We start from the raw sequence: 12,207 nt of genomic DNA on the forward strand, positions 1-12,207 counted from the left end.
TTATAATTATCTAATATGATAAAGAGGTTTTTTATTCTATCCAGTTTATTTATGGTTTTGGGAGTTTCAGCCCAGAAATCACATACGGTTGTACAAGGTGATAACCCTTACAACATTGCAAAAAAGTATGGAATAACAGTAGATGAATTGCTGAAGCTAAACCCAAAGCATAAAGATGGCAAACTGGCTATTGGAGATGTTTTAACCATTAAGACAGATAAAACAACAACTCCGGTTGTTACCAAGGCAGTCGTTGCTGAAAAGGTAAACCATACTGCAGGTACATCAGTTGGTAAAATTATTTTACAGCCTAAGCAAACAATCTACGGAATTACAAAACAGTACCGAATCTCTGAAACCGATTTAAGAAAGTTGAATCCTGAATTGGATTCTCACATGAAAATTGGCGATGAGATTACATTACCTCTTGCAAGCATAAAAAAATATGGTGGAGATCAGCAGGCTGTAGTTGCTACAAAACCTGTAGAAACTCCTGTTGAAAAAACAGTAACAGCTACACCTGCTGCTACCGAAGGAGAAGCTTATGTGATTCAGGCTAAGGATAATTATTACAGAATTACAAAACAATTTGGTATTAGCCAACAGGATCTTTTTGCTTTAAATCCAGGTTTGGAAGAGAAAGGATTAAAGCCTGGTGATACCATTAAAATAAAAAAATCAAATACCAATACAGCTACCGTTACTGAACCTGCTGCTAATCCAAAAGAAAAAATGGATTCAGGAAACGAAAAATCATCAACTCCTTCCAATGTGGTTGTAGGAGATGATTATGTAACTTACACTGTTCAGCAAGGTGATACTGTATTTTCAATCGTAAATAAATTTGGAGTTTCAATCGATGAATTGATTGCGTTGAACCCAGATCTTTCACATGGATTAAAGACGGGAATGGTTTTGAAAATCAAAAAACTGGATGCTGCATATGTTAAGAAAAATGGAGAGGTCCTAAGCGTAGTATTAATGCTTCCTTTCGGATACAGCACAAATGAAACGCAATATAGAGGAATGGCTCTTGACTTTTTGACGGGTGCCAAATTAGCCATTGAGAGAAATGCAAGAGGAGGACAGAAACTAGATATAAAAATCGTAGATTCAGGAAACGAAGCTTCTTTCAAAAATTCTCTAACACAGATCAATCCTGATAATACAGACCTTATTATTGGTCCATTCTTTAAGTCAAATGTAATTGATGTTCTAGATTTTACTAAAAATCAAAAAATTCCAGTAGTAGCACCATTTGCTAATACACCGGAATTGTACAACTATAGCAACCTGATTATTGTTGAAACAAATAATCAGACCTATGCAGACAAAATTGTAGAAGAAGTAAAAGCAGTATATTCAGATCAAAAAATATATGTAGTGGCAGATGCTAAAAAAGAAAATGCAAACTACATTAAGGCTGGTCTTGAAAAAGCTGTAAAGAATCCTAATATTGTTATTGTTAATTCTCCGGCAGATATTCAGCTGGACCAGAATATGATGACTGGGCAATCTGCTCCGGTTATTGCTATTTTGGCAAATGATGATATGGGAGATGCTTTTGCAAACAAAATCACAGTTCTTTCTAAAGAAGTACAGGGAGTAAAGGCTTTCAGTATGTTCTATGCTCCGATTTTTGAAAAGAAAGTGGATGAATTAAGCCAGGCTAGCTTGGTGTATCTGATGGATAGAAAAATCAATACAGATGGTAACTTTGAAAAGGAAATTTTAGCAGCCTATAAAAGTAAATACTGCAAAACACCTCCAAAATATGCCATCGTAGGTTTTGATGTTGTTAATGATATGTTGACAAGAGAAAATAAAAAAGGAGAGATTTTTAAGCAGATGAATAAAGTTCAGACTCAGTTGGCAACGAAATTTGAGTTTGTAAAATCAAAAGCTAATGGAGCTTATGTAAACACTGGTTACAGGGTAATTAGGTTAGTTCCTTAAATGATATACTTCATAAAAAGGAATATTGTTAACATTATAGCTATATTTGCATAATATTTAATTCAATACATGAAAGCACTTGTATTTCCAGGTCAAGGTTCTCAGTTCATAGGAATGGGAAAAGAATTGTATGATTCCAGAAAAGATATTAAAGATCTGATGGAATCTGCTAATGAAATTTTAGGTTTCGACATTCTTTCCATTATGTTTAACGGAACAGATGCAGATCTAAAGAAAACAGAGGTTACCCAGCCTTCAATTTTTATACATTCAGTAGCAGCATTAAAAGCAGTAAATGGCCTTGGGGCTGAAATGGTAGCAGGCCATTCCCTAGGAGAATTCTCTGCATTAGTAGCCAATGGCGTTTTATCTTTTGATGATGGTTTGAAGTTAGTATCTGAAAGAGCTAAGGCTATGCAGGATGCTTGTGATGCGAATCCAAGCTCTATGGCAGCTATTTTAGGATTGGAAGATGCTAAGGTTGAAGAAATCTGTGCTCAGATCAGTGGGGTAGTGGTTCCTGCAAACTATAATTGTCCGGGACAATTGGTAATTTCAGGTGAAACTTCTGCAGTAGAAGAAGCTTGCGCTAAACTAAAAGAAGCAGGAGCAAAAAGAGCCTTATTATTACCGGTAAATGGAGCGTTCCATTCACCATTGATGCAGCCAGCACAAGAAAGATTGGCCGCTGCCATTGAGAACACGAAGTTCAGAAAAGCAACAATTCCTGTCTATCAGAATATCACTACTACAGCGGTAACAAACCCTGATGAGATTAAGCAAAATCTTATTGCTCAGCTTACAGGTCCTGTAAAATGGACACAGTCTGTTCAAAATATGATCAAAGATGGTGCTTCTAACTTTGTAGAAGTTGGCCCAGGAAAAACCCTTCAGGGATTAATCAAGAAAATTGATGGATCAGTAGATGCTGCTTCTGCTATCTAATTAAGAAAAATATGAACGCGATATTTTCACCGGGAAAGCTTATGCTTACTTCAGAATATTTCGCAATCGATGGAGCTCTTGTCTTAGCGGTACCTACCAAGCTGGGACAAGAGTTTTTTTTTGACGAAAAAGATGATGAAAGATCTCTGATTTTTTGGCAAGCTCTCCATCAAGATAAACATTGGTTAACCGCTGTCATAGATTATAAAAAATGGCAGATTCTGGAAACCAATATTCCATCAAGCGCTGAATTTATCTTAAAAACATTAAAGAATGTTCAGCAGCTTTCTACTACCAAATTCAAAAACAATCTTACCTACCATTTAAAGACAAATCTTCAGTTTCCTGCTGATTTCGGCCTTGGAAGCAGTTCTACTTTAATGAACAACCTTGCAGAATGGGCTGAAATAGATCCTTTTCACTTAAATACCATCAGTTTGGGAGGCAGCGGATACGATATTGCCGTTGCAAAGGAGAAATCTGCCATTCTTTTTCAAAGCAAGCCTGAGATTAAGGTTGAAAAGGTAAACTTTAATCCTTCCTTTAAAAATGAATTGATTTTTATCCACTTAAATCAAAAGCAAGATAGCAGAGAAGGAATCAATCTTTACAAATCCAAAATTAAGTCTCCGGAACTCGTTAACGAATTTTCAGATATCACAAAGAAAATTTTATTATGCGATGAATTGGAAAAATTTTCTGAATTAATGATGATTCATGAGCGTAAAATTGCTGATTTTCTTGAAATTTCCACAGTTAAAGAAAAAATATTCTCAGACTGTCCTTCTTTCGTCAAAAGTTTGGGCGCTTGGGGTGGAGATTTTGTGATGAGTGCCAAATTTGGGGGCTTTAAAGACTATTTTTGGGAGAAAGGTTTTACCACCATTTTTGAATGGTCAAATATAATTGATTTATAATCAATATTTTACGACACTCTTTTTTTATTTGCCATTCTGACTTATATCAGTATATTTAAACCACCTTTAACAAATAATTAATATTATTTTTGTTGAATTCAATAAAGAAATAGAAAATATAAGTAAAATGAAAAACACTAAAATCATCCAGGATTTAGAGAAATTAGGGATTAAAGGAAACTATGAAGTAGTGTATAATCCTTCGTACGAAGAATTATATCAAGCTGAAGTTTCTCCTGAAAATCAGGGATTTGAGAAAGCTGAACTTACAGAATCTGGCGCGGTATCAGTAAAAACAGGAATTTTCACAGGTCGTTCACCTAAAGACAGATATATTGTTCAGGATGATGTTACAAGAGATACAATTTTCTGGGATGGTAAAGTAAACTTGCCAACTACTACAGAAATTTTTGCGTCTTGTAAAGAACTAGTGCTGGACCAACTTGCTGATGCAAAGAAAATTTATGTTGTAGATGCTTTCTGTGGTACAAATGCAGATACAAGACTTAAAGTAAGATTTATCGTTGAAGTAGCATGGCAGGCGCATTTTGTTACTAATATGTTTATCCGTCCTTCTCATTATGAGCTGGAAAGCTTTGGAGAGCCTGATTTCACTGTAATCAATGGTTCTAAAACAACAAACCCGAACTGGGAAGCTCAAGGATTGAACTCTGAAAACTTCGTTATGTTCAACCTTACTGAAAAATTACAGATCATCGGAGGTACTTGGTACGGAGGTGAAATGAAGAAGGGAATGTTCGCAATGATGAACTATTATCTTCCATTAAAAGGTATGGCTTCAATGCACTGTTCTGCAAACGTAGGAGAAAAAGGTGATGTTGCTTTATTCTTTGGTCTTTCTGGTACTGGAAAAACTACTTTATCTGCGGATCCAAAGAGATATCTTATCGGTGACGATGAGCATGGATGGGATAATAACGGAGTATTCAACTACGAAGGAGGATGCTACGCTAAAGTTATTGATCTTTCAGAAGAAAAAGAACCGGATATCTTTAGAGCAATCAAAAGAGATGCACTTCTTGAAAACGTTGTCATCAACAATGGAGTAGCAGATTATACAGACGGATCTATTACTGAAAATACAAGAGTTTCTTATCCAATCTATCATATCAATAAAATTGTATTACCATCTAAGGCTGGTCATGCTAAGAAGATCGTTTATCTTTCAGCAGATGCATTCGGAGTACTTCCTCCAGTTTCCATCTTGAATGAAGATCAGGCTCAATATCACTTCCTTTGCGGCTATACATCTAAATTAGCTGGAACTGAAAGAGGAATTACAGAACCTCAGCCATCTTTCTCACCTGCATTTGGTGAAGCGTTCCTTACCTTACACCCAACAATGTACTCTAAAACCTTGATTGGTAAGATGAAAGAGCACGGAGCTAAGGCTTACTTAGTGAATACAGGTTGGAATGGTACAGGAAAGAGAATTTCTTTAAAAGATACAAGAGCAATCATTGATGCAATCATTGACGGATCTATTGATAATGCTCCTAAAACTCAGGTTCCAATTATGAATCTTGAAATTCCTACTGAACTTCCAAACGTTTCTGCAGGTATCCTAGATCCTAGAGAAACTTATGAAAATGCTTCTGACTGGGAAGAAAAAGCAAAAGATCTTGCTTCAAGATATATCAAGAACTTTGAACAGTATTGTGATACTGAAGAGGGTAAAAGATTAATCCCTTCAGGACCTCAACTACAGGAGCAAACAATCTAATAGCATTGTTTATATAGATAAAAAAGCCTCATCATTGATGAGGCTTTTTTGATTTTTCAGGCAGATTATACAAATTTTGCGAACAATATTTTATGCATATAAAGTTATAATATTCAGTAACATTTTGTGAATCCTTTCAATCCTTTATTTGATTTACTTTAAACTTAATAAAGCCAACCTGTATCCATCCATTCCAAATCCGGACAAAACCGCATCAGTATTAGCTGCAGTTACAGATTTTTGTCTGAATTCTTCTCTTTTGTAAATATTACTGATGTGAACCTCAATCTTAGGTTTGCGAATGTTCTTTAAACAATCAGCTATCGCATAAGAATAATGAGTAAATGCTCCGGGATTGATCACTACGGCATCGAAATCATCCTCCTGAAGTCTATTGATGATTTCTCCTTCAATATTAGACTGGTAATATTTTAATTCGTGAGAATGAAACTCAGATTTTAAATTCTCCAAATAAGCTTCCATGGAAACTGTGCCATAGATTTCAGGTTCTCTTGTGCCTAGAAGATTTAAATTAGGCCCGTTTATAATCAAAACTTTCATTCTATAAAATTAAAAAGTTTTTTTAATTAAAGCTTAAAAATTCTGTAAGTCTTTGATTTTTGCCAATTGAATTATATTTAATGATATTTGTCATATTTAAAAAATTGATAATTTTTGCAACTCCTTATTTTAATGGCTTTTAATATAATCTTATGTTAATTTTTGAAAATTTATCATGAAAAAATAATAAGTCTACTTGTTTTGTAGACTAAAAGTTTATAGCTTTGCAACCATATTTCGATCGGCTTATAAAGAAAGATGGAGGGAACTGACCCTGTGAAATCTTGACAACCTGCTTCGTGTAAGGTGTTACATTCAGCCTTTAAAGGAAAAATAAGCATTTGGTTTATCGTATTTATCGATGCCCTTTGCTGACTTTTCTGCAAAGGGTAAAATTTTAATATATGATAAATAAAATTGATTATGATTAATAAAAATTTAATTAATTCTAAAGTTTGGATTCCACCGGTTGCTGCATTTTTCTTGGGAATTGTCAGCGTAAGTGCGCAGAATTCCAAGCCGAAAAAAGATACACTTAAAGAAAAGGAGATTGATGAAGTAGTGGTGGTAGCCTATGGAAAAGCTAAAAGAAACAGCTATACCGGTTCTGTGGCAACTCTTTCTGGGGATAAGATCAATAACAGACCTATCACCAATATTACAAAAGCATTGGATGGGCAGATTGCCGGAGTTCAGACTACAGGAGCTTCAGGACAACCGGGAGCGTTATCTACTATTCGAATCCGAGGAATTGGTTCGGTAAGTGCTTCCAGTGATCCCTTATTTGTTGTTGACGGAATTCCTTTTGACGGAAATATAAATGCAATAAGCCCTAATGACATAGAATCCATCAGTGTTTTAAAAGATGCTACAGCAAGTGCATTATATGGTTCAAGAGGTGCGAACGGGATTATCATCATTACAACAAAATCCGGTAAAAAAGGAGAATCAAAAGTTAATCTTAATATTAGTCAGGGATTTTCTGGAAGAGCCGTAAAAGATTACGAACAGGTGAATACAGACCAGTATTTTCAATTATACTGGGAAGCTATGAGAAACGGATATCAGTCCGATAAAGTGAATGCACAGCAGGCAGGGCAGATGGCAACGGATAATATTGTTTCAGCTCTGGGAATTAACCCGTATGGAGTTAATTATTCAAAGCCTGTAGGAACAGACGGGAAATTATTGCCGGGAGCAACTCCTTTATGGAATGATGACTGGAGGGATATTTTGCAAAGAGTAGCTTCCAGAAATCAGGTGGATCTGGATATTAGTGGTGGAAGTGAAAAAAGTAACTATTTCTTTTCATTGGGGTATCTTGATGATAAAGGAATGGCCATTGAGTCTGGGTTTAAAAGATACAATACCAGATTAAAGATTAATTCTGAGGTGAAAAAATGGTTGAATGTTGGGGTGAATTTAAGTTACACAAATAGCCTTCAGCAGGCTCCAACCTCTTCGGATTCCAAGGCTAGTAACATTATCAATGCTGCGAGATTTGTTCCATCATTTTATCCTTACTATGAAAGAAATGCAGACGGATCTTATGTACTTGATGCTGATGGAAACAGAATTTATGATTTCGGAAAATACAGACCTACTGTAGCTCTTCAGAATCAAAATGCTGCAGCAAGTCTCCCTTTAGATAAAAATGAAAATAAAGAAGATAACTTTTCGGGGAAAGGGTTCATGGAGTTTACATTCTTTCCGGAATTGAAGTTCAAAACCAGCTTTTCTGTTGATTTAGTTAACTATAACGGACATTATTATACCAATCCGCTTCTTGGACAAGGAATTGATACTGGAGGTTCGGTGACGAAATCCAATACAAGAACGCTTTCTTATACTACGAGTAATATTCTGACCTACGATAAGAAATTTGGAAAGCACCACATTAATGTTCTAGCAGGACAGGAATTTTATAAATATGATTATCAGACTATTTCCGGGACAAGAAACCGTTTTGGCTTACCATATTACTATGAGCCGGATGCCGCTTCTTTATTGGTAGATTTTGGTGGAAACAGTGATAAATTAAGCCTGTTAAGTTACCTTGGAAAAGTTGAATATGATTTTAATAATACCTATTTCCTATCGGCTTCAGGTAGGGCAGATGGTTCTTCAAGATTCAGTAAAGATAACAGATGGGGAAGATTCTGGTCTGTAGGTGCTTCATGGAAAATTTCGAATGAAGAGTTTATCAAAAATCTGAATTTCTTCAACCAGTTAACGCTACGTGCGAGTTATGGAGGACAAGGAAATGATAAATTATTGAGACCCAATGGACAGCCGCTTTATTACGCTTATCAGGAATTATACAAAACCTTTAATCTGGGTGGAGAATCTGGAACAACACTGGAGAAAACAGGTACGCCGGATCTAAAATGGGAAACCAATCTCAACTTAAACGTAGGATTAGAGTTTGCCATTTTGAATAACAGAATTAAAGGAAATATCGAATATTTTAAAAGAGAAAGCCAGGATCTTCTGTTCAACGTACCGGTTGCTCCGTCTATAGGAATCAGTGATTATCCTGCGAATATCGGAACAATACAGAATACAGGTTTTGAACTTTCATTATTCACCACACCCGTTAGAACGGATAATTTTCAGTGGAATGTAGATGTTAATCTGAGTACTTTAAATAATAAAATAACCAAATTACCTAAAGGACCTCTTGTTGTAGGACAAACCAAGATGCTGAGAGAGGGAGGTTCCGTATATGACTTTTATATCCAGGAATGGGCGGGTGTAGATCCTAGTAACGGAAATCCGTTATGGAAAACAATTTCTCAAGATGCCAATGGAAATATAGTTGAGGGAACAACTTCTGAATACGCAAAGGCAACAAAAATATTGCAGGGTTCTGCATTACCTAAGCTAACGGGAGGGGTTAATACAAGTATTGCCTATAAGAACTTTGATTTTTCGGCATTGCTGACGTTTAAGATTGGTGGAAAAATCTTAGATACAGATTACACTTCTGTTTTGCATAACGGAAGCTCTGGAGGACGTGCATGGGGTGTTGAAATGTTGAACAGATGGACCCCGGAAAATACCAACACAGATGTTCCTGCCTTAAGTACAAGAACAAATAACTGGACTTCAAACTCTACAAGATTTTTATACTCTGGAACTTATGCAAGACTTAAAAATGTGAGTTTAGGATATACACTTCCGTCAGATTATTTTGAAAAAATAGGGCTTAAGAAATTCAGAATTTATGTTCAGGCAGAGAATCTTCTGACATTCTATAAGCACAAGGGAATGGATCCTGAGCAGGCATTAGATGGTACAACGTACTATAGATATCCTGCGATGAGAACCATTACATTTGGTCTTCAGGCAACTCTTTAATCTTTAAAATTGAAACAATGAAAAAATTAAAATATGTATCTCTTGCTCTAATAGGATTATGGTCGCTAACAAGCTGTGAAAGTGAATTGGATACGGCTCCAACTGATCAGGCTAATAGTGTAGAGGTTTTTAAAACAGCAGAAAATGCTGAAACAGTTATCAACGGAACCTGGGCGAAATTTAACAATGATGGGACCACTTTTGCTAATATTGGATATTCAACTGTTTTAAGAGCAAGTGATGCTATGGGGAGTGATGTTGCAGTGCTTACCAATAAATATGGTTTCGCCTCTACTTATGGTTTTACGGAAATGGTCAACAATACATTAGGTCGGCCGTTGTTTATCTGGACCATGCTTTATTCCACCATCAATAATATGAATAATGTTATTGCAAGAATAGACGGAACAGAGGGTAGCCAGGAAAAAAAGGATCAGGTGAAAGGCCAGGCAAAAGCATTACGTGCTTTTTGTTATCTAAATATTGCAAGCTTTTACCAATTCAGTTACCTTAAGGATAAAACGGCTTTAACGGCTCCTATTTATACAGAACCATCATCTACAAGTACAGGAGGAAAGAAAAAATCCAGTCTGGAAGATATTTATGCTTTAATTAAAAGTGATCTTACAGATGCCGATAATTTATTGAAAAACTATACGAGAAATAATAAAGATAAAATCAACCGAAACGTAGTAAACGGAATTTTAGCAAGGGTTTATCTGAATACAGGGGAATGGAGCAAAGCTTCTGCTGCGGCAAAAATTGCAAAAGAAGGATTTACGTTAATGGCTCCGGAAAAGTATAAGGAAGGTTTTAATGATATTAACAATGTAGAGTGGATCTGGGGGCATGCACAAACTCAGGAACAATCAGACGCGAGTTATGCATTCCACTACTTGGATGTATCTTCATCAGGAAGTTATTATTACAGTTTTATGGCGGATCCTTTCTTTAAAAATTTGTTTGATACCAATGATATCAGATCCCAGTTATTCTCATGGGATGGTCTTCCGGCAAGAGAGGGATTGCTGAGATATGCTAAATTTAAATTTAAACCTAATCTTATTGCAGATATTGTCTATATGAGAGCTGCTGAGATGTACCTGATTGAAGCAGAATCAGAAGCGAGAAACGGAAATCCGGCACAGGCAGTAGCAATTTTAAATCAATTGAGATCAGCAAGAAATGCTAATGTATATAGCGGACCACTTGCACAGAATGATGTGGTGAATGAAATCTTGATCGAGAGAAGAAAAGAATTATTTGGAGAAGGATTTGCACTTTCAGATATTATCAGAACACAGGGAACAGTGGAAAGAAAACCGTTTGTAGATGCGGATGGAAAGCCTATCAAAGTTCAGATAACAACACCAAACGGAACTATAAAAACGGTTGATGGTAGAGGTCATTCAATCTTTGATCTTCCTAATAAGAAAGCATTTACTCCGAACAGTAATTATTATTTATTCAGCATTCCACAGAAAGAAATTGAAAATAATCCCAATTTATAATTACAGTCCATAATTAGATTTGATTTTTTAAACCACCGCTTTTGCGGTGGTTTTTTATTTTATAAAAAATAATATGCCTACCTCATTTTGAGGTAGGCATATCTTATCTTAATAGTTTACTTTTTATAAAACTTCCAATAAAAAGTTGTTTTATATATGCTAGAAGAATTTATACTGGCTTCAATTTTATTTTCAATCTTAATAAAATCAGAATTTTCATTATTTGCACAATTTATTGAATCAAAATTATCTTTTAGAGAATCAAATGTAATAGTTGATTTATGTACAATTATGTTGTTTTGAAAATAGCAATCACTCATTTCTGATTTTAATGATTTATGTAATTGATTAATATCATTTAAATCTTGTTGAGTAAATCTTATATAAATTTTTATATTCTTAACAATACCATTGAGACTATCATCAGAATATTGCTTATACTCGTAAATGCCTAATGAGCTATTATATATACTTTCTTCTCGAATTATTCCAGACTCATAATAATCAGCTGTATGATATATAAAATTAGAAGCTTCCTTTTTTTGAGCTTTACATGATTGAAAAAAGAAGAGCAAAATTAAAATAAAATTGTATTTTTTCATAAATAATTATCTTTTATATCCGAGGAGTATGACGTTAAGGGATTAAAAAGACTATTTCGTTTTGAAATAGTCTTTTTGTTAATTATCTGGTATAATTTAACTTTGAGTAATCGTTTTGTACTTGAGCTCTCCCCGTTAATATTACCACTCTAATTTACAAACAGGCCTCTTTCCATTCTCCATCACATTTATTTTTCCAATCTTTTGGAAAATTTTTGCTATTCTGTAAATCTTGAGATATAATTTCAAAAACTTGTTTATGCCATAAGCCGTTATGTTTATAATAATAGAAAGGATTATTAGTAAACTTTTTTATGCTATCACCAATACTTACCATCTCTACTTTATTCAAAAAAATCAAAGTATCTTTTTGGCCTATTTTTATCTTGGCATGGGAAAGAACTCCTTTTCGAACTTCTACTTTTTCTATAATTATACCTTGAAAACTATATTTAATATTATGGATAATCCACTTTTGATTTGGATTGCTATTATAGATAAATAAACCTATTAAACAGAGAATGGATGCTAAGAATAATAAAAGCTTAATATTACGATACATTTTAAAATATTTTTTTCATAATACTCATCTTTTGTATCTGAGGAGAATA

At 34.7% G+C, this 12,207-nt stretch carries 9 protein-coding genes and 1 riboswitch; of the genes, 6 read left to right on the plus strand and 3 right to left on the minus strand.

The features are described from left to right. Nucleotides 1-15: 15 nt before the first annotated feature. The 4 genes from EG359_RS16265 to pckA all read left to right on the plus strand — a co-directional run bounded on the left by EG359_RS16265 (nt 16) and on the right by pckA (nt 5,562). A complete protein-coding gene (locus EG359_RS16265) occupies nt 16-1,956 on the plus strand; it encodes a LysM peptidoglycan-binding domain-containing protein (RefSeq protein WP_076353196.1) in 1,941 nt (646 codons plus the stop codon). 69 nt (nt 1,957-2,025) lie between these two features. Further along, nucleotides 2,026-2,901 carry an ACP S-malonyltransferase gene (gene fabD, locus EG359_RS16270; protein WP_076353197.1) on the plus strand — a complete coding sequence of 292 codons (876 nt, stop codon included), beginning with the start codon at nt 2,026-2,028 and terminating at the stop codon, nt 2,899-2,901. Between the two features lie 11 nt (nt 2,902-2,912). Next, entirely contained in the window at nt 2,913-3,818 is a 906-nt protein-coding gene (locus EG359_RS16275; RefSeq protein WP_076353198.1) for a GYDIA family GHMP kinase, read from the plus strand. A gap of 127 nt (nt 3,819-3,945) precedes the next feature. Further along, the gene (gene pckA, locus EG359_RS16280) at nt 3,946-5,562 is read left to right on the plus strand and encodes a phosphoenolpyruvate carboxykinase (ATP) (protein ID WP_076353199.1); all 1,617 of its coding nucleotides are present in this window, start codon (nt 3,946-3,948) and stop codon (nt 5,560-5,562) included. Between the two features lie 153 nt (nt 5,563-5,715). Here pckA and EG359_RS16285 read toward each other — a convergent pair whose 3' ends face one another. Then, nucleotides 5,716-6,123 carry a type II 3-dehydroquinate dehydratase gene (locus EG359_RS16285; RefSeq protein ID WP_076353200.1) on the minus strand — a complete coding sequence of 136 codons (408 nt, stop codon included), beginning with the start codon at nt 6,121-6,123 and terminating at the stop codon, nt 5,716-5,718. Nucleotides 6,124-6,366: 243 nt separating this feature from the next. Then, nucleotides 6,367-6,463: riboswitch (SAM riboswitch) on the plus strand. 83 nt (nt 6,464-6,546) lie between these two features. Here EG359_RS16285 and EG359_RS16290 point away from each other — a divergent pair. Together EG359_RS16290 and EG359_RS16295 are read left to right on the plus strand one after the other, a co-directional pair. Further along, nucleotides 6,547-9,483, plus strand: a complete 2,937-nt coding sequence (locus EG359_RS16290) for a SusC/RagA family TonB-linked outer membrane protein (RefSeq protein ID WP_076353201.1) — start codon at nt 6,547-6,549, stop codon at nt 9,481-9,483. Between the two features lie 17 nt (nt 9,484-9,500). Next, nucleotides 9,501-10,994, plus strand: coding sequence for a RagB/SusD family nutrient uptake outer membrane protein (locus tag EG359_RS16295; RefSeq protein ID WP_076353202.1), 1,494 nt, complete (start codon nt 9,501-9,503; stop codon nt 10,992-10,994). Nucleotides 10,995-11,110: 116 nt separating this feature from the next. On the opposite strand, the gene EG359_RS16300 is transcribed toward EG359_RS16295, so the two are convergent. Next, the gene (locus tag EG359_RS16300; protein WP_076353203.1) at nt 11,111-11,596 is read right to left on the minus strand and encodes a hypothetical protein; all 486 of its coding nucleotides are present in this window, start codon (nt 11,594-11,596) and stop codon (nt 11,111-11,113) included. Nucleotides 11,597-11,750: 154 nt separating this feature from the next. Further along, nucleotides 11,751-12,158, minus strand: coding sequence for a hypothetical protein (locus EG359_RS16305; protein WP_076353204.1), 408 nt, complete (start codon nt 12,156-12,158; stop codon nt 11,751-11,753). Nucleotides 12,159-12,207: the final 49 nt, after the last annotated feature.

The organism is Chryseobacterium joostei (genome assembly GCF_003815775.1).
In the GTDB taxonomy this organism is placed as follows: Bacteria; Bacteroidota; Bacteroidia; order Flavobacteriales; family Weeksellaceae; genus Chryseobacterium; species Chryseobacterium joostei.

Bases quoted from the DNA above. Each gene is read 5' to 3' on its own strand.
- EG359_RS16265 (WP_076353196.1), top strand. From the start codon at position 16: ATGATAAAGAGGTTTTTTATTCTATCCAGTTTATTTATGGTTTTGGGA.
- fabD (WP_076353197.1), top strand. From the start codon at position 2,026: ATGAAAGCACTTGTATTTCCAGGTCAAGGTTCTCAGTTCATAGGAATG.
- EG359_RS16275 (WP_076353198.1), top strand. From the start codon at position 2,913: ATGAACGCGATATTTTCACCGGGAAAGCTTATGCTTACTTCAGAATAT.
- pckA (WP_076353199.1), top strand. From the start codon at position 3,946: ATGAAAAACACTAAAATCATCCAGGATTTAGAGAAATTAGGGATTAAA.
- EG359_RS16285 (WP_076353200.1), bottom strand. From the start codon at position 6,123: ATGAAAGTTTTGATTATAAACGGGCCTAATTTAAATCTTCTAGGCACA.
- EG359_RS16290 (WP_076353201.1), top strand. From the start codon at position 6,547: ATGATTAATAAAAATTTAATTAATTCTAAAGTTTGGATTCCACCGGTT.
- EG359_RS16295 (WP_076353202.1), top strand. From the start codon at position 9,501: ATGAAAAAATTAAAATATGTATCTCTTGCTCTAATAGGATTATGGTCG.
- EG359_RS16300 (WP_076353203.1), bottom strand. From the start codon at position 11,596: ATGAAAAAATACAATTTTATTTTAATTTTGCTCTTCTTTTTTCAATCA.
- EG359_RS16305 (WP_076353204.1), bottom strand. From the start codon at position 12,158: ATGTATCGTAATATTAAGCTTTTATTATTCTTAGCATCCATTCTCTGT.